Annotated in this window: 19 protein-coding genes; 10 read left to right on the top strand and 9 right to left on the bottom strand. The window is 66.6% G+C overall.

The annotated features are described in order from the left end of the window. Positions 1-26 precede the first annotated feature (26 nt). Positions 27-1259: a DUF1501 domain-containing protein gene (locus KF857_12635; GenBank protein MBX3112838.1), complete on the top strand. Its 1233-nt coding sequence runs from the start codon at positions 27-29 to the stop codon at positions 1257-1259. 34 nt (positions 1260-1293) lie between these two features. Here the strand turns inward: KF857_12635 and lipB are convergent, their stop codons facing one another. The 9 genes from lipB to KF857_12590 all read right to left on the bottom strand — a co-directional run bounded on the left by lipB (position 1294) and on the right by KF857_12590 (position 9218). Beyond that, the gene (gene lipB / locus KF857_12630) at positions 1294-1911 is read right to left on the bottom strand and encodes a lipoyl(octanoyl) transferase LipB (GenBank protein MBX3112837.1); all 618 of its coding nucleotides are present in this window, start codon (positions 1909-1911) and stop codon (positions 1294-1296) included. Between the two features lie 20 nt (positions 1912-1931). After that, a complete protein-coding gene (locus tag KF857_12625; protein MBX3112836.1) occupies positions 1932-3701 on the bottom strand; it encodes an adenylate/guanylate cyclase domain-containing protein in 1770 nt (589 codons plus the stop codon). A 75-nt stretch (positions 3702-3776) separates the two neighbouring features. Further along, the gene (locus tag KF857_12620; GenBank protein MBX3112835.1) at positions 3777-3971 is read right to left on the bottom strand and encodes a hypothetical protein; all 195 of its coding nucleotides are present in this window, start codon (positions 3969-3971) and stop codon (positions 3777-3779) included. Between the two features lie 57 nt (positions 3972-4028). Next, entirely contained in the window at positions 4029-4790 is a 762-nt protein-coding gene (locus KF857_12615; GenBank protein ID MBX3112834.1) for a hypothetical protein, read from the bottom strand. Next, positions 4777-6102 carry a dihydroorotase gene (locus KF857_12610; GenBank protein ID MBX3112833.1) on the bottom strand — a complete coding sequence of 442 codons (1326 nt, stop codon included), beginning with the start codon at positions 6100-6102 and terminating at the stop codon, positions 4777-4779. The genes KF857_12615 and KF857_12610 overlap by 14 nt, the downstream gene beginning before the upstream one ends. Beyond that, a complete protein-coding gene (locus KF857_12605) occupies positions 6099-7013 on the bottom strand; it encodes an aspartate carbamoyltransferase catalytic subunit (protein MBX3112832.1) in 915 nt (304 codons plus the stop codon). The genes KF857_12610 and KF857_12605 overlap by 4 nt, the downstream gene beginning before the upstream one ends. Further along, entirely contained in the window at positions 7010-7537 is a 528-nt protein-coding gene (gene pyrR, locus KF857_12600) for a bifunctional pyr operon transcriptional regulator/uracil phosphoribosyltransferase PyrR (GenBank protein MBX3112831.1), read from the bottom strand. Before pyrR ends, KF857_12605 begins: the two co-directional genes overlap by 4 nt. 8 nt (positions 7538-7545) lie before the next feature. Further along, the gene (gene rnhC / locus KF857_12595) at positions 7546-8196 is read right to left on the bottom strand and encodes a ribonuclease HIII (GenBank protein MBX3112830.1); all 651 of its coding nucleotides are present in this window, start codon (positions 8194-8196) and stop codon (positions 7546-7548) included. Continuing rightward, positions 8193-9218: a galactose mutarotase gene (locus tag KF857_12590; protein MBX3112829.1), complete on the bottom strand. Its 1026-nt coding sequence runs from the start codon at positions 9216-9218 to the stop codon at positions 8193-8195. Before KF857_12590 ends, rnhC begins: the two co-directional genes overlap by 4 nt. Before the next feature lie 51 nt (positions 9219-9269). Between KF857_12590 and KF857_12585 the strand changes: the two genes are divergently transcribed. The 9 genes from KF857_12585 to ilvA all read left to right on the top strand — a co-directional run bounded on the left by KF857_12585 (position 9270) and on the right by ilvA (position 22012). After that, a complete protein-coding gene (locus tag KF857_12585) occupies positions 9270-11609 on the top strand; it encodes a glycoside hydrolase family 127 protein (protein ID MBX3112828.1) in 2340 nt (779 codons plus the stop codon). 4 nt (positions 11610-11613) lie between these two features. Beyond that, positions 11614-12510, top strand: a complete 897-nt coding sequence (locus tag KF857_12580) for a dihydrodipicolinate synthase family protein (protein ID MBX3112827.1) — start codon at positions 11614-11616, stop codon at positions 12508-12510. 9 nt (positions 12511-12519) lie between these two features. Next, a complete protein-coding gene (locus tag KF857_12575) occupies positions 12520-13452 on the top strand; it encodes a proline racemase family protein (GenBank protein ID MBX3112826.1) in 933 nt (310 codons plus the stop codon). 1 nt (position 13453) lies between these two features. Beyond that, the gene (locus KF857_12570; GenBank protein ID MBX3112825.1) at positions 13454-14701 is read left to right on the top strand and encodes an FAD-binding oxidoreductase; all 1248 of its coding nucleotides are present in this window, start codon (positions 13454-13456) and stop codon (positions 14699-14701) included. An 8-nt stretch (positions 14702-14709) separates the two neighbouring features. Then, on the top strand, positions 14710-16308 hold the full coding sequence (locus tag KF857_12565) for an aldehyde dehydrogenase (NADP(+)) (GenBank protein MBX3112824.1): 1599 nt from the start codon (positions 14710-14712) through the stop codon (positions 16306-16308). Between the two features lie 348 nt (positions 16309-16656). Beyond that, the gene (ilvB, locus tag KF857_12560) at positions 16657-18354 is read left to right on the top strand and encodes a biosynthetic-type acetolactate synthase large subunit (GenBank protein MBX3112823.1); all 1698 of its coding nucleotides are present in this window, start codon (positions 16657-16659) and stop codon (positions 18352-18354) included. Then, entirely contained in the window at positions 18354-18833 is a 480-nt protein-coding gene (gene ilvN / locus KF857_12555) for an acetolactate synthase small subunit (GenBank protein MBX3112822.1), read from the top strand. Before ilvB ends, ilvN begins: the two co-directional genes overlap by 1 nt. 18 nt (positions 18834-18851) lie before the next feature. Continuing rightward, positions 18852-19847: a ketol-acid reductoisomerase gene (gene ilvC / locus KF857_12550; protein ID MBX3112821.1), complete on the top strand. Its 996-nt coding sequence runs from the start codon at positions 18852-18854 to the stop codon at positions 19845-19847. Beyond that, complete coding sequence (ilvA, locus tag KF857_12545) at positions 19844-22012, top strand: threonine ammonia-lyase, biosynthetic (GenBank protein ID MBX3112820.1); 2169 nt, start codon at positions 19844-19846, stop codon at positions 22010-22012. Before ilvC ends, ilvA begins: the two co-directional genes overlap by 4 nt. Positions 22013-22084 lie beyond the last annotated feature (72 nt).

Raw genomic sequence — 22084 nt, 5'->3', positions numbered from 1 at the left:
CCATACACTACAGTAGGATAACGACTATGAGCACAGATTTCTCCCGACGTGACGTCTTGCGGACTTCCGGTGTGCTGGCTGTCGGACTGATGGCCCCGCCCTGGCTGTCCGCCGTGGCCAAGGCCGATGTCGTCCGCGCGGCGAAAGGCGAGAAGGCCGACCCAGACACCGTGCTCGTCGTCATCCAGCTCAGCGGCGGGAACGACGGCCTAAACACCGTCGTCCCCTACAACCTCGAAAAGTACTACGAGGCCCGCAAGACGATCGGCATTCCCAAGGACAAGGTGCTTGACTTGGGCTCCGGCCTCGGGTTCCACCCTGCCATGAGCGGCCTCCACGGCCTGTTCAAGCAGGGCAAGGTGGCCGTCATCCAGGGCGTCGGCTACCCGAACCCGAACCGAAGCCACTTCAAGAGCATGGACATCTGGCAGTCGGCCAGCCCCGACGGCAAGCTGAAGTCGGGCTGGATCGGCCGCTACATGGACGACCGCATGGACCATGGCAAGGTGGACCCGCTCGCCGCGGTCGGCCTGTCGACCGAGAAACCCCGCGCCCTCGTCGGCACCCATGCCTCGATCCCCTGCTTCGCCGGTCTGACCGACGTCCAGCAGATGGTCGGGGACGCGGACATGGAGAAGATGCTCCGCCAAATCCAGGGTATGGACGCCGCCGAAGGCAGCGCGACCCGCATCATCCAGCAAGCCAACACCTCCGCCCTCGACGCGATGTCCGCGCTCAAGGCGAAGCTCGGCGGTTTCACGCCCAAGCAGACCTACAACAACGACGTCTTCGGCCGGGGGTTCAAGCAGATCGCCCAACTCGTCTGCGCCTCGCCCCAGACCCGCGTGGTGTACTTCAGCGCCGGCGGGTTCGACACCCACGCCAAGCAGGCCGAGCAACACGAAAAGCTCCTTAAGAGCCTGAGCGACGGCGTGACCGCCTTCCAACAGGAGGTCGAGGCAGCGGGCCGCGCCGACAAGGTCATGGTCCTCGTCTTCAGTGAGTTTGGCCGACGCACCTACGAGAACGGCAGCGGCGGCACCGACCACGGACAAGCCGCCCCGATGTTCCTGATCGGATCCCGGGTCAAAGGCGGACTCTACGGGGCCAGCCCCGACTTTGCCGCCCTCCAAGACGGCGACCTGCGCTGGCAGGTTGACTTCCGCTCGGTGTACGCCTCGGCCCTCGAAGACTGGATGGGCAACGACAGCAAGGTGATCCTCGGCGAGTCGTTCAACCGTCTGCCGGTCATCAAGTAGACCTCGGCCCCGCCGTCTCCGGGCTCGTCCAGAGTCAGGGGGCGGCGGCCTTCCTCGCCTCGGCGAACACTTGCTCGAACGCCATGACGACCCGGGGCTTCGTTTCCTCGACCCCGACCAGCCGCCCGACTTCTTCGGTGAGCGACGTCACCCCGTAGCCCGGGATACCGCACGGCACGATCGTCGCAAAGTTCGGCTGTGGCTCGCAATTCAGGGCGACCCCGTGGAAGCTGACCCACTTCCGCACCTTCACGCCGATCGCGGCGATCTTCTTGTCGCCGACCCATGCCCCGGTGTGGGGGGCGAACCGTCGCCCGGACAGGCCGTGCGAGGCGCAGACCAGCAACATCGTCTCCTCCAGCTCGCGCATCCACCGGTGCAGGTCTTGGCCATGGCGCCTCAGGTCGAACACGGGATAGGCGACAAGCTGGCCGGGGCCGTGGTACGTCACGTCGCCGCCACGGTCGTTCTGCACGACCTCGATCCCCTTCTTGGCGTACTCCGTCTCGGCGAGCCGGAGGTTTGCCGGATGGTAGTTCGCCCCGAGGGTGACGACGGGTTCGTGCTCGACGAGGACCAGCGTATCGTCGCCGCCCGCGAGCACCTCGGCATGGACCTCCAACTGGCGGTCCCATGCCGGGCGGTAAGCCATGCGGCCCCAGTCTTGGACTCTCAGCGCCGGTCCTCCAGAGTCGGGTTGAGGACGATCCTCACGCCATGGCCGTCGACCGTGTCTTGGAGGGCCGCGGTCGGTTCCTGCGGCACCTGCTTGGCGACCGCCTCGGTCAGGGCGACGCCACCGACCGGTGACACCCGCTCCACATGGGCGGCGATGTCGATCAGCTCGTTGAAAGGCACTTCCTCCAGTTCGGCCGTCGTCTTGCCCGAGTGAAGCCCGATGCGCAGGCGGAACCGGCGGTCCAGGAGGTTTTTGGTCTGGTTGAACTCTGGCATCGCCGACTGGATCACCCGGGCCGCGTGGACGGCCAATGCGCTCTCGGGGAACGAGACGACCGCTCCGTCCCCCGCCCGGGAGACGACTGTCCCACCGTTCTCGGTCGCGATCTGGCTGACGAGGTCTTGGTACGCCCGAAAGCTGTACTCGATCTTGAGCGGGTCCGCCTCCATCTTCATCGACGTAGAACCGGCGACGTCGACGACGAGCACACAGGTGGCCAGCGACGCCGGCCGCAGTTTCCTTTGCAGGCGGAGCACTTCGGCGTAGAGGGCCACCGGGTCGCTTTGGTCGAGTCGTACCGCCCGCATCGTCTGGTTCTCGACCCGTGAGGCAAGGCCCGTCAAGACGCCCAGCACGATGAGCCCGGCGGTGAAGTTGAGGGCGCTTCCACTGCGAAAGTAGGCGAAGAGGTGCTCGGGGCCAAACTCCCCGACCGGAACGGCCAGGCTGAGGGCGTAACCGCCGAAGGCCACCAGCAGGGCGGCGATCCCCTTGCGGACGCCGCCGGCCAAGTAGCCGACCGTCGCAAACACGGCGACCCCCAGGGGCACGAGCAACATCTGGAGGAGGATCATCAGCGTGTACCGCTGCAGATGGAGGGTCTGGGCGCCGCCGACGAGCAACACCCGCAAGACACCGAACGCCGCGCCGGCGAGAAAGGCGGCGAGGGGGAAGCCCGCCCAACGCCTGACCGTCTGGGCCCAGCCGAGCGACCGGGCCAAGGCGCCGGGCACCTTCACGATCTCGTGGAACCTTCGCTCCAAGTCGAACAACCGGTCCAGTTGCTCCTGGCGGGAGAACTGCGACTCGCGCCGATGGGCGAGGCGCATCTTGACGAGCCCACCCACGACCGCCGCACCTACACCGACGGCGGCGTAGAACGCGGTCAGGCCGAGGGCGAGAAAGGCGATGTGCTGGATCGGCAGGCGCTCGGCCCGGGGGGCCAAGGGAAGGGTCAGCCCAAAGGCCACGAGTCCGGGGGCCAGCGCGGCGGAGGCGACCAGCGGGACACGGATCGTCGCGTGGCGCGCAAAGCATGCCAGGTGGCTGGCAAACACGACGACGAACAGCAAACCGACCGCCCCGTCCAGGGCCATTGTCCGCAAGACGAAGAACGGCGCGCTGGCGAAGTAGACGGCGAGAAAGGCCAGACCGCTGACCAAGACGAAGCGCAGGGGCAACGCGGTCAGCCGGCACCAAACCTTGGCGACGGCGCTGCCTAGTTCCGTGGCCAGACCCCGTATTCCCAGGCTGAACTTACGGGCCACATGGACGACCGCCCCGAGGGTGTCATGGGCTTCACCCTGATCCTCCAGCGACTCCTGGACGTCACGGACGAAGGCCTCGGGCAGGCCGAACCGGGCGGCTAGTTCGGCGGCGGGCTCGTGGATACGCCCGGGCGATTCCTGGACGTAGCGGGCCAGCCGGATATACGGGTCATTCCCGTCCGGTTCGACATCCAGCCTCTCCAGCGCCTGGGCCATGGGGGAAGTGACGGCATTTTAGCCGTCCTGTTCGAAACTAACGATTGCGATGCGCCCGGCGTGCCGAGGAACAGGTCACTCGGCCGCGTCTTTTTTCGGCTTGGCCGCCCGCTTGGGCTTCTCTGCGGCCTCGGCCTTCTTGGCGGCGGGCTTGGCCACTTTGGCCTTGCCGCCAGACTTCGTCTCGGCGATCGCTTCCTTGATCAGGTCCTTGACCCGCTTCTCTTTGCGTCGGCGGCGGTTCCTCAGTTCTTTGTTACGGACTCTCATGCGGGGTAGTCGCTCCTCGTCGGGCTGGCCAGGATACCACTTGGCGGGTTCGTCCGGTTAGACTTTGGCCCGGCTGCCGGCCGCCTTTTCCATGCGGGCCAGGGCCTCGCGGGCCAGGTCCTTGCGGTCGGCCCCGACATAGATCTGCACGACTTTGGCCCACGCCGCCTTGACGTGGTGGGGGCGGCTCGCCAAGAACTCCTTCCCCGCCTCCGTCGTCGGGTCGACAATGGTCTGTTCGTGCTCCGCGATCGCGTCTTCCAGGAGTTTGCCCAGTTCCAGGTCCTTGCCTTTGCCCAGGCCTTCCGGGACTACCTCGTAGAGCACCGACATCATGATCGGCGCCTTCTGGTTGTCGGCGACACCGAACACCGAGCGGCAGTCCTTGATCGCCTCGTCGACCTTGCCGAGATGGGCCGCCACCCGGGCCAGTTGGAGGGTGTCGTTCACCCGCCGGTCGTCGTCTGCAGCCACTTTCACCGCGACGAGCAGGAGGCGGTAAGCGTCCTCCCACCGACCCGCCTGGCGCATCAGGTCGGCGTACTGCCATGCTTGCTTCGACGGCACCTTGTCCACGTCGATCACGCCCACGTACGAGTCGACCAGCTCCTTGATCTTCGCGTCGCGCTCTTGGACGGTCATCTGGCCCTTGAACACCCGGTTGGCCATGATGCGGTAGGCCTCGCGGATGTTTTGCAGGGCGATCTCGGGGTTCTGGGCGACCGACACGGGGTCGTTGGGGTCGGGCATCTGCACGACCCGGCATCCGACCAAAAGGAGAGAAAGGGCGGCAACGGCGGCCGACCTATGCCAAGGCAAGCCGGTACCTCTCGTCGCTGAACCCGGGGTCGCGATAGATCTCATTACCGCAATAGGTCACAACCGCTTTTCCTTGGAAGGTCGTTCCATGGAACGGCGAGTTCTTCCCTCGGCTGAACGTCCGGTTGACGTCAAATGTCCACTCCTTGTTCGGGTCGACCACGGTGATCTGGGCGACCGGGGTGCGCCCGGGTCGCAGGGTGCCGGCGTCCAGCCGCAACACCTCGGCGGGCGCCGTGCTCAGCTTGCGGACGGTCTCCAGCGGACTGAGGACACCACGCTGGGTGAGATAGGTCAGGCTGGCGGCGACGGTCGATTCCAAGCCGACCAAACCGAACGGGGCTTCTTCAAACGGCACCTCCACTTCGAACGGCGCGTACGGCGAATGGTCGCTGGCGATGCAGTCGATCGTGCCGTCGTTGAGCGCTTGGAGCAGGATGTCGATGTCGACCTGGGTGCGCAGGGGCGGCGTCGTCTTGAAATTGGGGTCGAACTCGCCGACCGCCTCGTCGGTAAAGACGAAGTGGTGGGGGGCGATCTCGCATGTCACCGGCGCGCCCAGATACTTGAACTGACGGATCGCCTCGACACCGCCCCACGTGCTGACCCTCATGATATGGATCCGGCAACCCGTGTTCAGGGCCAGCTCGCAGTTCCGCATGATCATGGTCACCTCGGCGCTGCGGGGGACGCCGCGCAGGCCCAGCATGGCGCTGGTGGCCCCGTCGTTCATGCTGCCGCCCCGGCTTAGGGCGCGGTCGTCGCAATGCAACATCAGAGGTAGGTCGAGTTGCAGGGCGAACTCCATCGCCCGCAACATGACCCGCGAGTCCTGGACCGGGGCGTCCTCGTCGCTCGCTGCGACGATCCCCGCCTTCTTGAGGGCGGCGAGGTCGGCGATCACCGCACCCTCGTTGCCCACCGTCAGTGCACCGACCGGCGCGACGAAGACCCCGCCGGCTTCGGGGGCGGCGGCCTTGTCCAGGATGAAGTCGACCAGGGCCGCGTTGTCGAGGGCCGGCGAGGTGTTCGGCATGCAGCAGATCGTCGTGAAACCGCCTGCCGCGGCGGCCTGGGTACCGCTTTTGATCGTCTCCCGGCGTTCGTGGCCCGGTTCACGGAGGTGGGTGTGCATGTCCACCAGTCCGGGGGTGATCCAAAAGCCGGTGCAGTCGTAGACCTCGTCGACACCGCCCTCGTCAATGTCTGGGCCGACCTCCGCGATCTGGCTGTCTTCGACGATGACGCTGCCGACGACGTCCAGGTCCTGGCTTGGGTCAAGGATACGGCCGTTCTTGAACAGGGTCCTCACTTCGTTTCCTCCCCGAACACCCATTCCAGCGCGGCCATCCGGACGTAGACCCCGTTCGTGACCTGCTGGGTGACGCCACTCTGGGCGCCGTCGGCGACATGGTCGTCCAACTCGATTCCCCGGTTCAGCGGGCCAGGGTGCATCACGATGGCGTCGGGCTTGGCGGCCCGGACACTCGACCGGTTGACTTGGTAGAGCCGGACGAACTCCGAGACCGAGGAGATCATGCCGTCGGCCATGCGCTCCTTCTGTAGCCGCAGGCACATGACCACGTCCGCGTCCGCGATCCCGGCGCGCAGATCGTAGAACACTTGCCCGGGCAACATCGAGGTGTGGCTGGGGATGAGCGTCCTCGGCCCCACAAACCGCACCTCGTTGCCGAGCTTGCTCAGCAACCAGGCGTTCGACCGGGCGACCCGGCTGTGCATCACGTCTCCGACGATCGCGACCTTCAGTCCGGTGAGCGTCCCTTTCCGCTCCAGCAGTGTCAGGGCGTCACCGAGGGCCTGGGTGGGGTGCTCGTGCTGGCCGTCGCCCGCGTTGACGACCGGGCCATCAAAGTGTTTGGCCGCCAAAGCGCATGCCCCACTGGCGTTATGGCGGATGACCATCGCCTCCAGCCCCTCGTGCTTCAGGGTCAGGATCGTGTCTTTCAACGTCTCGCCCTTGCTGAGCGAACTCCCCGACGAGTTGAAGTTCACGCACTTGTGCCCCAGATAGAACGCAGCCTGCTCGAAGCTCACCCGCGTCCGGGTCGAGTTCTCAAAAAAGAGGAGGCCGATGACATGGGGCCGGGCGGGCTTGGCCGGGCCGTCCTTGGCGACCCTGGCCTTGAGTTCGGCGGCCCGGTCGACCAGGGACTTCAGGACCGGTGCCTCAAGGTGACGGACGGCGAGAAGGCTCCGGCTCACGGCCTCACCCCCGCGACCAATTCGACCGCGTCCTCGCCCTCGATCTCTTTGACCTTGACGACAATGTGGTCGTCACGCTCCGTCTGCACTTCTCGGCCCACGTAGTCGGGTTGGACCGGCAACTCGCGATGGCCCCGGTCGACCAAGACGGCGAGCTGCACGGTCTTGGGCCGCCCGTGCTTCATTAATTCGTCCATCGCCGCCCTGACGGTGCGGCCGGTGTAGATGACTTCGTCCACGAGGACGACGTGCTTGCCGGTGACCTCAAAGGGTATCTCGGTCAGATCCTCGTCGGGCGTGGGGCGGTCGTCCCGGCTCCGACGGGCGTCGAGCTTGCCGCAGGGCACGGTGAACCCCTCGGCTTGGGTGAGCATGAACGCAAGGCGCTTGGCCACCGGGTAACCACGGCGCAAGACGCCGACGACGACGAGGTCTTCGGCGCCGCCGTTGTGGTCGAGGATCTGGTGCACCATGCGCCCGAGCGTGCGCTTCATCGCCTCGCTGTCCAGGAGCACGGTCGCCATGGCCGTGATTATAGCGGGGGAGCCTGGCCGCCCAAGACCTTCTGGGTCGTCTTGAAGTGCATCTTGGCCACGGTCGGCAAGACCTCGCGGCCCTGCTCCCGCACCAGCCGCCGCGCCGCGTCGTCGACCTGGGTGCCCGCTCCTTTGGGCAGGGCCATCCCCACTTCGTCGCCCAAGGACCGGAGGCGGCGCAAGAACTCGGCGCGGGCCAAAACGCTGGCCGCCGCGACGGCGAGGTCGCTTTCCGCCCGCACCCGGCTGATGAGCCGGACATGCTGCGCCTTCTCCTTCGTTTTCAACGCCCGCTGGAGGCCGGCCGGGTTCGCAAACTGGTCGCTGATGACGAGGTCACAGTCCACCTTGGCGAGGACGTTCTCGATCGCCTGGGCGTGCCCCCACGCCAGGAACTTGTTCAGGTTCGCGATCTTGGCATACAGTTCGTTGTACTTCGGCGGGTCGACGCGCACGACGGCGAACGGGCACACCCGACGGATCACGGGGTCCAGCCTCAAGGCCGCCTCGTCGGTCAGCTTCTTGCTGTCCTTCACCCCCTCCAGTTCCGCGTCGAGGGACGGGTCCACGTAACAGGCCGCGATGACGAGGGGCCCGAAGTAGTCGCCTTTGCCACTCTCGTCGACACCGACCCGGCCGCCGGTCATCGTCCCGCCCCCAGGCTGAACCGATACTCGGTGACACTGCGGAACTTCTGGCCCGGCCTCAACACCGTGTCGGGAAAGTGCGCATGGTTTGGCGAGTCGGGGAACCGCTGGGTCTCCAGGCAGACCGCTCCGTGACGGGGAAAGAGCTTCCCGTCCAGAAAGTTGCCCGTGTAGACCTGGAGCCCGGGCAGGTCGGTGAAGACCCTCATGACCCGGCCGCTCGCCGGGTCGTCAAGAACCGCGGCGAGGCCAAAGCGACGCAAGTCCAAGACATAGCAGTGGTCAATTCCCCCCACCGCCCTGACCTCCGGATGGTCGGACGCCATGCGTTCCCGCAAGGTCGTGCCGTGCCCCAGGTCAAAGGGGGTGCCCCGGGTGGGCAGAGTCTCTCCGGTGGGAATGCTGCCTTCACCGGTGCGGAGGTAGCGTGAGGCCCGCACGGCCAGGCGGTGCTCCCCGACCGGACCGGCACCAGCGAGATTAAAATAAGCGTGGTGGGTCAGGTTCACCGGCGTCGCCTTGTCGGTCGCGGCCCAATACTCCAGCCGTAGCGCGTTGCTCGGGGTCAGGGTGTAGGTGACGCGGACCCGCAGGTTGCCCGGATACCCTTGGTCGCCGTCGGGGCTCGTCAGTTCGAAGACAACCCGGTCGCGACGGACATGCCGGGCCCGCCACAACGACCGGTCAATCCCCTGGGCACCGCCGTGAAGATGGTTGGCGCCCTCGTTGACGCTGAGTTGGTGCCGTCGCCCGTCGAGGGTGAACGCGCCGCCCGCGATCCGGTTCGCAAACCGCCCGCATACCGCCCCCAGGTACCACTTCCCGTCGATGTACCCCGCCAAATCGGGGTAGCCGAGGACGACGCTCCCCCACTTCCCGTCGCGGTCGGGGGTCTGAAGATCGACCAGGGTGGCGCCGTAGTCGGTCAGCGACGCTCTCAGGCCCCGACCATTGTCGAGGGTATACAGAGTCGCAGGACGGCCGTCGGGCAACGTGCCGAAAGGAGTGGGCTCAAAGGTCATCGGGGCATGGCATGATAGCCGGTCCCCGGCCTCCCGCGGTAAGGTGCAGGGATGGTCTTAGCCATGGGCCTTGGCGCCGTCATTGCCTCGACTCCCCCCCACGTGAACATGACCCCGGTTCCCTTCAACCAGGTCAAGATCACCGACACCTTTTGGGCGCCTCGCCAGAAAACCAACCGCCAAGTCACCTTGCGCCACAGCCTGGACATGCTGAGAAAGGCCGGCAACTTCAAGAACTTCGAACTCGCCGCCGAAGGCAGCCGTACCGGTTACAGCGGCCCGGTCTACATGGACTCAGACGTCTACAAGTCGCTGGAGGCGGTCGCCTATTCGCTCACCGTCACCGCCGACCCCGCGCTTGAGGCCGAACTCGACAAGTGGATCGACGTGATCCGCCGCGCCCAGCGGCCCGACGGTTACCTGGACACCCACTACGAGGTCAACGAACCCGACCGCACCTTCACTAACCTGAGGGACAACCACGAACTGTACTGCGCGGGCCACCTCTTTGAGGCGGCGGTCGCCCACTTCCGGGCCACGGGCAAGCGCACCTTCCTTGACGTCGCCGTCAAGCTGGCCGACCATATCGACGCCACCTTCGGCCCCGGAAAGCGGGCGGGATACCCCGGGCACCCGGAGATCGAACTCGGCCTGGTGAAGCTGGCCGACGCCACCGGCCAGCGCAAGTACTTTGACCTCGCCAAGTTCTTCATCGAGACCCGCGGGAGCCATTTCTTCGCCACTGAGCACAAGACACCGGCGAAGGACTATGACGGCACGTATTGGCAAGACCGGGTGCCGATCAAGGACCTTGAGGTCATGGAGGGCCACGCGGTGCGCTGCGGGTACCTCCTGGCCGGGGCGACCGACATCGTCGCCCGTTCCCGCGAGCCCGAGATCGAGGCCGCCCTCCGCCGCGTCTGGCGCAACACCACCCGGAGGCGGCAGTACGTCACCGGCGGTATCGGACCGAGCGCCAGCAACGAAGGCTTCACCGAAGACTTCGACCTGCCCAACGAGACCGCCTACCAGGAAACGTGCGCCAGCGTCGCCATGGCCCTGTGGTCGTTCCGGATGGGTCTGCTCTACGGCGACTCCCACTACCTTGACAACATGGAGTCGTCGCTCTACAACGGGATGCTCGCGGGCTACTCGTGGGACGGCACCAAGTTCTTTTACGTGAACCCCCTGGCCAGCAAAGGGGGGCACCACCGCACCGAATGGTTCAGCTGCGCCTGCTGCCCGCCTAACGCCTCGCGTATGGTCGCCAGCATAGGGGGCTACGCCTACGCGACGACCCCCCAGGCCTTCGTCGTCAACCTGTACGTGGCGGGGTCGGTCAAGGCCAAGGTCGGCTCCGACGACGTCGCCTTCCGGGTCGTGACCAACTACCCCTGGGACGGCAAGGTGGTCGTGACCGCAGACAAACCCACGGACAAGGAGGTGTGGCTCCGCATCCCGGCATGGTCGTCGGCCCCGACCGTGGACGGCAAGAAGGTCATGCCAGGAAAAGACGGTTACGTCAAAGTCCAGCGACGGCTCAATGCCGGTGACTCGGTCTCGCTCGACCTGCACATGGCGGCCCGTCAGATCGAGGCCGACCCCCGGGTCAAGCAGAACACCGGACGCCTCGCGATCGCCCGGGGCCCGCTCGTCTACTGCCTGGAGAAGGCCGACAACAAAGAGGGCTTGGACGGGGTCGCCGTTCCGGCCGGGGCCAAGTTCGAGTCCACGTGGGACGACAGCTTGGTGGGCGGCGTCGTCGCCCTGACCACCCAGGGCGTGGTGCGGCGGGGTGAGACGTGGCCGGGTGGCCTCTACGCCGACTTTGCCCGACCCACCCCGGTCAAGGTCCGCGCTGTCCCCTACTACGCGTGGGACCACCGCTCTGCCGGTGAAATGGAAGTCTGGGTCCCCACCCAGCCTGCGCCGCCCGTCGTCGGTGGGCCCGAGCGCGCCGCCACGGTCGCGATGTCGTTTGTCAACTGGAACTGCCAGCCCGAGGGTGTCCGTGACGGCCGCGAGCCCAAGTCAAGCGCGGACAAGGGCGCCCTGACCGCGCACTGGTGGAACCACGAGGGCACCCGGGAGTGGGTCAGCTACACCTGGGACAAGCCGCAGGCCGTCAAGGGTTGCCAGGTCTATTGGTTTGACGACACGGGCGCCGGCGTCTGCCGGTTGCCGGAGTCGTGGCATGTCGAGGCCCAGCAAGACGGCCGATGGGTACCCGTCAAAACGACCCAAAACTATTTAACATCAAAGGATTCATGGAATACTGTGCACTTCCTCCCGGTGAGCACCACGGGACTCCGCCTGGTCGTGCAGATGAAGAAAGGCTACGCGGCCGGCGTCCTGCAATGGCGCGTCGAACCGGTCGAGGACGAGGACTAATGCGATGAGCCCGCTCTTCCACGGCGTCTACCCCGCCGTCACCACCCAGTTCCACGACGACCTCTCCCTTGACCTTGACGCGACGAAGCGGCATCTGGAGGTCCTTGTCGACGCGGGCGTGCAGGGCGTCGTCATGCTGGGCTCCCTGGGGGAGAACAACATGCTCGAGCCCGACGAGAAGGTCGCCGTCCTGAGGGCGGCCGTCGAAGTCTGCGGCGGCAAGGTCCCCGTGGTCAGCGGGGTCAGCGAGTTCAGCACGTCGCAGGCGGTCCGCCATGCCGAAGAGGCCGCCCGGGCCGGCTGCACCGGTTTGATGGTGCTTCCCGCGATGGTGTATCCGGCCGACGACCGCGAAGTGGTCGCCCATTACCGTACCGTGGCCAAGGCCACCGACCTGCCGATCATCGTCTACAACAACCCCATCGCCTACAAGATCGATGTGACCCCGGCGATGCTGGAAGAGTTGGCCGACGACCCGAAGTTCCAGGCGACCAAAGAGAGCAGCGGCGACCCGCGCCGCGTCACCGACCTCGTCAACCGGCTCGGCGACCGGTACGTCATCATGGGCGGCGTCGACGACCTGATCCTTGAGTGCGCCCTGCTCGGGGCCAAGGGCTGGATCGCCGGGGTCGGGCTCGCCTTCCCCAAGGAGAACCAGCGGCTGTGGGACCTCGCCATGGCGGGCCGATGGGACGAAGCGGTCCAGCTGTACCGATGGTTCACGCCGCTCCTGCACCTGGACATCGGCCCGAAGTTCGTCCAGAAGATCAAGCTGTGCCTGCAGGAAGTCGGTCTCGGCAAGGAGACGGTGCGTCCACCGCGACTGAACCTGACCGGCGCCGAACGCGAGGAGACGTTGCGTGTGGTCCGCGAAGGCGTCGCCAAGCGTCCTACCCTCTGAGGCCTGACCATGCCCGTTCCGATCCGTATCGTCGACAGTCACACCGGCGGCGAGCCGACACGTGCCGTGGTCGGCGGCCAGCCTTCGCTGAAAGGATCGGACATGGTGGCGGCGAGGGCGTGGTTGGCGGCGGAACATGACAATGTCCGGCGGAGCGTCGTCGGTGAACCCCGCTGCTCCGACGTCGTCGTCGGGGCCTACCTGTGGCCCCCGACCCAAGGGTCGGAGGCGTGGCGGGTCGTCTTTTTCAACAACGCCAGCTACTTGGGGATGTGCGGCCACGGGACCATCGGCATCGTCGAGACGCTCCGGCACCTTGGCCGGGTCGACGTCGGGCGGATCGACCTCCTGACCCCGGCCGGGCCGGTGGCCGCATGGCTGCTCCCCGACGGTCAAGTCTGCTTCGACAACGTCCACTGCTGGTGCGCCCGCACGGGAGTCGAAATCGATGTGCCCGGCCACGGCATCGTGACCGGCGACATCGCCTACGGAGGAAACTGGTTCTTCCTTGTCGGTGACTCTCCTGTCCCCGTCGAGAGGGCCAACATCGCCGCGTTGCAAGCCTTTTGTGGCGACGTCCGCCGCGCCCTGGACGACCAAGGCGTGACGGGAGACGACGGCGCCCAGATCGACCACGTCGAAGTTTTTGGCCCGAGCGAGGTCGCCGACAGCCGCAATTTCGTCCTCTGCCCCGGCATGGAGTACGACCGGAGCCCCTGTGGCACCGGCACCAGCGCCAAGGTCGCCTGCTTGGCGGCCTCGGGCAAATTGGCCCCTGGCCAAGTCTGGCGGCAAGAGAGCATTGTCGGGAGCGTGTTCGAGGCCCGATACCGGGTCGTCGACGGGCGGGTCGTGCCCGCGATCACCGGCCGGGCCCACGTCGTAGGCGAGGGGGTCGTCGTCATTGACGAAGAAGACCCGTTCAAATGGGGGATCCCCTGACGTGGCGCGTGTCGTCGTCATCGGCGGCGGGATCATCGGGCTGTGCACCGCGCTCTACTGCCTGGACGCCGGCCTTGACGTGACCGTATTGGAGAGCGGGCCGGAGGACGGAAAGCCGTGCTCCTGGGGCAACGCCGGCATGGTCGTGCCCAGTCACATCGTGCCCCTGGCCGCACCAGGGATGGTCCAACTGGGCCTGCGGATGCTCCTCGACCGGTCGAGCCCGTTTGGGATCCATTTGCAGTTCAGTTGGGAACTCGTCTCGTGGACGGCGCAGTTCGTCCGGTCGTGCACGAGGAGCCATGTCGAGCGGGCCGCGCCGTTCTTGAACGCCTTCAACGCCCTCAGCCGCGAGTTGTATGCCGACCTCGAGGGCCGGGTCGGCGGGCTGCGCTTCGAGAGGACGGGCCTCCTTGAACTGCACCTTGACCAAGCGTCGATGGGCCATGACCGGGCCACCGCCGACCTGGCCCGGCGGCTGGGCCAGGAAGTCGAGACGCTCGACCGCGAGGGAGTCCATGCCCTCGAACCCGAGGCCCTGCCCGACGTCGCCGGGGGATACCACTACCGTGGGGACGCCCACGTCGACCCCGTCTCGACCCTGTGGTCACTCCACCGCCACTTGACCGGCGCAGGAGCGAAGCTACTGTACGGTCAAGAGGTCGTGGACTTCGAGCTTGCCTCCGACCGCGTCCTGGCCTGCGTGACCGAGACCGGACGCCACGAAGCCGACTCGTTCGTCATAGCGGCAGGCGTCTGGTCCGGTGCGGTCGCCCGATTGGCGGGGCACCACACCCCCTTGGTCAGCGGCAAGGGATACAGCTTTGTCGTCGACGACCCTCCCGTCCGGCCGAGGGTGCCGTCAATCCTCGTCGGCGCCCGGGTGGCCGTGGCGCCCCTCGGCGACGGGACCCGGTTCTCGGGGACCATGGAGATCGGCGGGTCGTTGTCGTCGACCAACTGGGCGCGGGTCCGCGGCATTCGAGAAGGGGCCCGACGCTTCTACCCGGCGTACCGCGGGGTCGAGTTCCGGGACGATGGCGTTTGGCAGGGTCTGCGGCCCTGTTCGCCCGACGGCGTGCCCGTGATCGGCCCAGTGCCAGGGTGGAAGAACCTCGTCTTGGCCACCGGCCATGCCATGATGGGGATGAGTCTGGGGCCGGCCACAGGTTTGGTGGTGTCCCAGATGTTGCAAGGTCGCTCGACGTCGCTCGACCTGCATCCGGCCTTGCCGGCGCGGTTTTCATGAAGGAGCGGATGGTGTTGACGGGTAACCAATTAGTCGGGTTCGCGGAGTCATCCGAGGGGGAGCGGACGCTACGCGGGTTCAACCCGGCCAGCGGCTCCCACCTTGACCCAGCGTTCTCTCTTGCGGTGACCAGTGAGGTCGAGCGCGCCTTGACCCTGGCTGACCGGGCCGCCGAGACCTACGGCCGGGTAAGCCAGGCCGACCGGGCCGCGTTCCTGGACAGGGTCGCGGACGCGATCGACGCCTTGGGCGACGGACTCATCGGACGCTGCGCCGAGGAGACGGCGCTGCCTACCGCGCGACTTGTGGGCGAGCGCGCCCGGACGACCGGCCAACTCCGCTTGTTCGCCAACTTGCTCCGCGAAGGGTCGTGGCCGGAGGCCGTCATCGACCTTGCCCAGCCCGACCGGAAGCCGGCGCCCAAGCCCGACCTCCGCCGTATTCTCGTCCCCCTCGGACCAGTGGTCGTCTTCGGCGCGAGTAATTTCCCCCTCGCCTTTTCCGTGGCGGGCGGAGACACCGCCTCAGCCCTGGCGGCGGGGTGTCCGGTCGTCTTCAAGGCGCATCCTGCCCACCCGGGCACCAGTGAGATGGTGGGCCGGGCGGTCATCGAGGCTTGTCGAGAGTCCGACATGCCGGAGGGCACCTTTTCTCTCCTCCACACCGACGTGACGACAGCCCAGCGCCTTGTCACCCACCCGATGACGCAGGCCGTGGCCTTTACGGGGTCGCAGGCGGTCGGAAGGGCGCTCATGCGCCTCGCCGCCGACCGGGACAACCCCGTCCCCGTCTACGCCGAGATGGGGAGTGTCAACCCCGTCTTTCTGGTGCCGGGATTCGGGGTGCGGATGCCGGACGTCGCCAAGGGCTACGCCGCCTCACTGGCGCAGGGGGTCGGCCAGTTCTGCACAAACCCCGGGGTCGTGGTCGGCGTCGTCAGCGAAGAATTGGAGCGGTTCGTCGTCGAAACCGCCGCGGCCCTGGCCGCAGTGGCTCCCGGGACCATGCTGACGGCCGGTATCGCCGACGCGTACCAGGCCGGTACCCACCGTCTGGCCGGCCATCCCGACGTCAAGACCGTCTTCAGCGGCACCCAGGGGACGGGGCAGGCGGCGCCGAGCCTCTTCACCACCCGGGCCGAGACGTTCCTCAGCGACAACACCCTTGGCGAAGAGGTGTTCGGCCCGGCTGGATTGGTCGTCGTTTGCGACACCTTTGACCAGATGAAGCGGGTCGCCCGGAACCTGGAAGGACAACTCACCGCGACCCTGCAGACAGCAGGGACGGTGACGGACGAGGTCCGGGAGCTCCTTCCCCTCCTTGTGCGCAAGGCCGGACGTGTCGTCCACAACGGCTTCCCGACCGGCGTGGAAGTCTGCCCCGCGATGCAACATGGCGGGCCGTTCCCGTCCTCCAGCAACGCGAGGACGACCTCGGTCGGCACCGCCGCGGTCCTGCGGTTTGTGCGCCCCGTCTGTTTCCAAGACATGCCCGCCGAACTCCTTCCCGAGGAGTTGCATGACCGCAACCCCTTGCACATATGGAGGAAAGTCGACGGCCGGCTCACCCACGACCCGGTGAGAATCCCGGGTGTGCATGGGACATGAGGTCCACGTGGTTCGGATGTGGGTATAATCCTCGCAACCTGATGGAGCGACACGACGTCCGCGCGCTGACGCTGCCCGCCGCCGACTTGGCTGGTGGTGCGGTTTTGCGCCTCGACGTCCTGGCCCTCCTCAGCCTTCTCGTCCTCGTTCTTATTACCAGAGCGTGACCCGGGAAGCTGACAGACGAAAATCTTCAAGGACGGCCTTCCCGGGAAACCGGGAGGGCCGTTCTGCTTTGGGGGTAGGGACATCGCCGTCCTCCCCTAAGGTCAGAAGGAAAAATAGGAGAGCGCGACACCCGACACCGCCGTCGGACAACCCGCCCAAAGCCGGGCCGGGAGCAAACACATGACACGAACAGGAGCCACGGTGGTGATGGAGGCGCTGGCGCGCCATGGGGTCGACGTGATGTTCGGCTACCCAGGCGGCGTCGTCCTGCCCCTCTACGACGAAATGTTGAATTGGCCGCAAGTCAAGCATGTCTTGGTGCGGCACGAGCAGTGCGCGGCCCACATGGCCGACGGATACGCCCGGGCGACCGGCAAGGTCGGGGTCTGCCTGGGCACCAGCGGCCCTGGCGCGACCAACTTGGTCACGGGCATCGCGACGGCGATGATGGACTCGGTCCCCATGGTCGTGCTCACCGGCCAGGTCAGCACCTGGGCGATCGGCACCGACGCCTTCCAAGAGACCGACATCCAGGGCATCACGATCCCGATCACCAAGCACAACTACTTGGTGACCGACGTCGACGACCTGCCTCGCGTCATGGCCGAGGCCTTCTATCTGGCCAACACCGGGCGCAAGGGCCCAGTCCTGATCGACATCCCCAAGGACGTCTTCCAGGGCAAGACGGACGTCGATTTCCCCGAGGTGACCCAACGCCGCGGTTACCTCCTGCCCGGCCCGGCGAAACAGGAGGCGATCGACGAGGCCGCCGAGCTCCTCGCCTCGGCTGAACGCCCCGTCATCATCGCGGGGGCCGGTGTCGTCTGGTCGGCGACCCACAAGGCCCTGGCCGAAGTCGCGGAAAAGGCCGACGTCCCCGTCATCAACTCGCTCCTGGGTCTCGGCTCGTTCGACCGTGACGACCCGCGCAGCCTGGGCATGATGGGCATGCACGGCGAAGCGGCCGGCACCATCGCGACCCAGCACGCCGACCTCGTCATCGGCGTCGGCATGCGGTTCGACGACCGCCTGACGGGCAAGATGAGCGGGTTCGCCCCCAACGCCCGCAAGATCCACTTCGACATCGACCCCACCGAGTTCGGGAAGGCGATCCCCGCCTACTGCCGGGTCCTCGGGGACTTGGCCGACTCGCTTCCGCGGTTCGCGAAGGCGGTCAAGCCCGCCAAGCACCCCGAATGGTGGGCCGAGATCCGCGCCTGGCGCGAGGCTTACCCGCTCATCGTCCCTGAGGACGGCCGGTTCCTCGCCCGGCACGTCGTGGACTCCCTCAACCGCGTCACCAAAGGCGACGCCGTCGTCAGCACAGACGTGGGCCAACACCAGATGTGGGCGGCCCAGTTCTACAAGTTCCACGAGCCGTTCAACTGGCTCAGCAGCGGCGGTCTCGGCACGATGGGCTACGGCTTGCCGGCGGCGATGGGCGCCCAGTTCGCCAGGCCGGACGCCGAGGTCTGGTGCGTGGTCGGTGACGGTGGGTTCCAGATGACCCTACAGGAGTTGATCGTCGCGGCAGAGCACAAGTTGCCGGTGAAGATCGCCTTGATCAACAACGGCTTCCTCGGCATGATCCGGCAGTGGCAGGAACTCTTCTATGACAACCGCTACAGCCACGCCCATATGCCAAACCCCGACTTCGGCAAGTTGGCCGAGGCCTACGGCGTCGGGTTCGTCCGCGTGACCAAGCAAGCGGACATGGACGAGGCCGTCCGCCAAGCCCGGGCCATCGAAGGCCCCGTCCTGGTCGAGTGCGTGGTCGAGATGGAAGAGAACGTCTTCCCGATGGTCGCTGCAGGCGCGTCAAACGACAGCCTGATCATGGACCCGGCCTTGACCACCAAAGAGAAGGTGAAGGCCTGATGCGCCGCCAGCACGTGGTGACCGCCCTTCTGGAAAACCAGGTGGGCACGCTCAACCGTCTCACCTCCGTCTTCCGGCGCAAGGGCGTCAGCCTTGAAAGCCTGAGCGTGGGCGACTGCGAACAGTCCGGCTACTCGCGCATGACCCTTGTCGTCAGTGGCGACGACAACGACCTCCATGTCGTCATGGGGCAGTTGCTCAAGCTCCTCGACGTCGTGGACATCCAAGACCTCAAGGTCGAGACTTCGGTCCGCCGCGAGCTCGCCCTGGTCCGCGTCGACGCGACGCCCCAGCAACGGGGCGAGATCATCGAGGTGGTCCACGTCATGGGCGGGCGGGTCGCCCACCTCACGAAAGAAGACCTGACCGTGGAGTTCACCGACGAGCCCCGCAAGATCGAGCATTTCCTCTCCCTCATGGAGCCCTATGGCCTGCGTGAAGTCGTCCGCACCGGGACGGCGGCGATGCGGGTCGACTGACACACCACACCACACAACATGGCAACACTCTATTACGAAAAAGACGTCGACCCGAAAGTCATCCTGGGCAAGAAAGTCGCGATCATCGGCTACGGCAGCCAGGGCCATGCCCATGCCCTGAACCTCAAGGACAGCGGAGTCGACGTCCGGGTCGCGCTTCACGCCAGCAGCAAGAGCCGCGACAAGGCCGCCGAAGACGGCCTGCAAGTGCTGACCGTCGCCGAAGCCACCCAGTGGGCCGACGTCCTGATGTTCTGCACTCCCGACGTGCCGATGCGCGACATCTACAAGGAAGGCGTCGCCCCGTACTTGCGGCCCGGGCAGACCCTTCTCTTCGCCCACGGGCTCAACATCCACTTCAAGCTCATCGAGCCGCCCGCGGACGTCGACGTCGCCATGGTCGCCCCCAAGGGGCCCGGCCACCGGTTGCGGGCGGAGTATGTCGGCGGCGCGGGCATGCCGTGTCTTGTCGCCGTCCACCAGGACGCCACCGGCACCGCCAAGGCGACCGCCCTCAGCTACGCGTGGGGTATCGGCGGCGCACGGGCCGGTGTGCTGGAGACGACCTTCAAGGAAGAGACCGAGACCGACCTCTTTGGCGAGCAGGTCGTCCTCTGCGGTGGGCTCTCCGCGCTGATCAAGGCTGGCTTCGAGACACTCGTGGAAGCGGGTTACCAACCCGAGGCCGCTTACTTCGAGTGCCTGCACGAGACCAAGCTCATCGTCGACCTTCTCTACGAGGGCGGTCTGAACTACATGCGCTACTCGATCAGCGACACCGCCGAGTGGGGCGACTACGTCTCCGGCCCTCGCATCGTCACCGACGAGACCAAGGCCGAAATGAAGCGGGTCCTCGGCGACATCCAAAGCGGCAAGTTCACCCAGGAATGGATCGCCGAGAACGAGGCGGGACGGCCAAAGATGGACGCCATCCGGGCCAAGGAGCAGGCCCACCCCATCGAAAAGGTCGGCAAGGAGCTGCGCTCGATGATGCCGTTCATCAAGGCCAAATGAGCCAGTTGCTCCTCGTCGAAGGGGCACGCGTGGTCCGCGACGGCAAGACGATCCTTGCCGTCGACCGCTTTGAGGTGGCCGAAGGCCAGCACACGCTGGTCGCCGGCCCCAACGGCAGCGGCAAAACGACGCTCCTCCGTCTGCTCGCGGGCCAGGTCCACCCCTACGCCGGCAGGGGCCGGGTCGTCGTCGACGGCCGCACGGACTGGAGCCAAGAAGAATGGCGCCAGAAGGTCGCGTTCGTCGAGAGCGACGTCGAGTGGGAGCACGCCGCCGAGAGCACCGTCGAAGAAGTCGTCCTGAGCGGCTTCTTCGGCACTCAGGGCCACTTGTGGCACAAGTACCCGACCGCAGAGCAGGTCGACGGCGCCCGAAGCGGCATGGCGGCCGCCGGTGTCTCCCACCTGGCCCAACGGACGTTCGGCACCCTTTCGACCGGGGAGCGCAAGCGGACCCTGGTCGCCCGGGCCCTCGTGACCGACCCTCGGGTGCTTCTCCTTGACGAGCCGACCTCCGGACTCGACCCCGAAGGCCGGGCCGACTTCCTCCAGTGGTTCACCGAATTCGCCAACCTGGGTCTCACCGTCGTCATGGTCACCCACCACCTTGAGGAGGCGGGGCCGTTCTTGCGGCAGCGCGTCTACGCACGGAACGGGTGTCTCCACGATTTCGTCCGCGAGTCCGTCGCGCCCCGCGTTTACGAGGTGGCCCAAGAAACCCCGCTTGACTACTGCTCCGTCATGACCCAGGCGACCGGAAACTTTGTCTGGCTCAAGCGTGAGGACCAGCAGCCCGTCTTCTCATTCAAGCTCCGGGGCGCCTACAACTTCCTGGCCCACCTGCCCACCGAGCGTCTGGAACGCGGTGTCGTCGCGGCCAGCGCGGGAAACCACGCCCAAGGCGTCGCCCTCGGGGCCAAGCGGCTCGGCTGCCGGGCCGTGATCGTCGTGCCGGAGACCACGCCCCAGGTCAAGGTCCGCGCCATCGAGCGCCTAGGGGCCGAGTTGGTGCTGCATGGCGACAGCTATGACGACGCCTATGCCCACGCGACCCAGTTGGAAAGGGAGCAGGGTCTGGCCTTCGTGCACCCCTACGACGACCCCCTCGTCATCGACGGGCAAGCGACCGTGGGTGAGGAGATCGTCGCCCAAGCCCCCATGCCGCTTCACGCCGTGTTCGTCCCCGTCGGCGGAGGCGGGCTCGTCGCCGGCGTCGCCCAAGTCATGAGGCGTCTCTCGCCGGACACGGTCGTCGTGGCCGTCGAGCCGGAGGACTCCGATTCCATGCACCGTTCCCTGCTCGCCGGTGAGCGGGTGAAACTCAACCAGGTCGGGCTCTTCGCCGACGGTGTCGCCGTCCGCCAAGTGGGGGCCCTCCCCTTCGAGACCGCCGTCGCGTGCGGCGTCCAGTCGGTCACGGTCAGCAACGACGACATTTGCGCCGCCGTCATGGACATCTTTGAAGACCGACGGGCCGTCCTGGAGCCCAGTGGGGCCCTGGCTTACGCCGGGCTCAAGAAATGGGTCGCCGACAACGGTTGGCAGGGTCGGCGGGTCGCCGCCGTCGCCACGGGGGCGAACCTCAACTTCGACCGCCTCCGCCACATCTCCGAGCGCGCCCAACTCGGCGAGAAGCGCGAGGCCGTCTTTGCCGTCCATATCCCCGAGCGGCCCGGCTCGTTCCTTGCCCTTTGCGAGGCGTTGGGGCGTCGGTCGGTCACCGAGTTCAATTACCGCATGGGCAACACCGACACGGCGACCGTTTATGTCGGCGTCGGGTTGCGTGCCCCCGAGGACCGCAGTGTCGTCGGGGACAGCCTCGCCAAGGCAGGCTACGAGTTCCTCGACCTCACCGACGACGAGATTGCCAAGACCCATCTCCGTCACATGGTCGGGGGCCGGAGTTCGGCCGCCGGCAGCGAGCGACTGTTCCAATTCGACTTTCCCGAACGTCCCGGCGCCCTCTTGGCCTTCCTCACCCGCCTTGGCCCGGAGTGGAACATCAGCCTCTTCCACTACCGCAACCACGGCACCGACCGCGGGCGCGTCCTCGCCGGCGTCCAGGTCCCGCCAGAAGCCAAGGACAGCTTCGGGCAGACGCTCCGGTCGGTCGGGTATGAGGTCAAAGAAGTCACGGACAGCCCGTCACTGAGGTTCTTCCTATGAACCAGGGCCACCCGCGCCCTCCCCGACGCCGACGGCGTCGACAACCCAAGGATTAGGTCCACCAAGCAGCTG

The organism is Fimbriimonadaceae bacterium, assembly GCA_019638795.1.
In the GTDB taxonomy this organism is placed as follows: Bacteria; Armatimonadota; Fimbriimonadia; order Fimbriimonadales; family Fimbriimonadaceae; genus JAHBTB01.
Note: the sequence above shows the minus strand (reverse complement) of the source record. Positions and strands in the feature narration are given on the sequence as shown.

Bases quoted from the DNA above. Each gene is read 5' to 3' on its own strand.
- KF857_12635 (MBX3112838.1), top strand. From the start codon at position 27: ATGAGCACAGATTTCTCCCGACGTGACGTCTTGCGGACTTCCGGTGTG.
- lipB (MBX3112837.1), bottom strand. From the start codon at position 1,911: ATGGCTTACCGCCCGGCATGGGACCGCCAGTTGGAGGTCCATGCCGAG.
- KF857_12625 (MBX3112836.1), bottom strand. From the start codon at position 3,701: ATGGCCCAGGCGCTGGAGAGGCTGGATGTCGAACCGGACGGGAATGAC.
- KF857_12620 (MBX3112835.1), bottom strand. From the start codon at position 3,971: ATGAGAGTCCGTAACAAAGAACTGAGGAACCGCCGCCGACGCAAAGAG.
- pyrR (MBX3112831.1), bottom strand. From the start codon at position 7,537: ATGGCGACCGTGCTCCTGGACAGCGAGGCGATGAAGCGCACGCTCGGG.
- rnhC (MBX3112830.1), bottom strand. From the start codon at position 8,196: ATGACCGGCGGCCGGGTCGGTGTCGACGAGAGTGGCAAAGGCGACTAC.
- KF857_12590 (MBX3112829.1), bottom strand. From the start codon at position 9,218: ATGACCTTTGAGCCCACTCCTTTCGGCACGTTGCCCGACGGCCGTCCT.
- KF857_12585 (MBX3112828.1), top strand. From the start codon at position 9,270: ATGGTCTTAGCCATGGGCCTTGGCGCCGTCATTGCCTCGACTCCCCCC.
- KF857_12580 (MBX3112827.1), top strand. From the start codon at position 11,614: ATGAGCCCGCTCTTCCACGGCGTCTACCCCGCCGTCACCACCCAGTTC.
- KF857_12575 (MBX3112826.1), top strand. From the start codon at position 12,520: ATGCCCGTTCCGATCCGTATCGTCGACAGTCACACCGGCGGCGAGCCG.
- KF857_12565 (MBX3112824.1), top strand. From the start codon at position 14,710: ATGGTGTTGACGGGTAACCAATTAGTCGGGTTCGCGGAGTCATCCGAG.
- ilvB (MBX3112823.1), top strand. From the start codon at position 16,657: ATGACACGAACAGGAGCCACGGTGGTGATGGAGGCGCTGGCGCGCCAT.
- ilvN (MBX3112822.1), top strand. From the start codon at position 18,354: ATGCGCCGCCAGCACGTGGTGACCGCCCTTCTGGAAAACCAGGTGGGC.
- ilvC (MBX3112821.1), top strand. From the start codon at position 18,852: ATGGCAACACTCTATTACGAAAAAGACGTCGACCCGAAAGTCATCCTG.
- ilvA (MBX3112820.1), top strand. From the start codon at position 19,844: ATGAGCCAGTTGCTCCTCGTCGAAGGGGCACGCGTGGTCCGCGACGGC.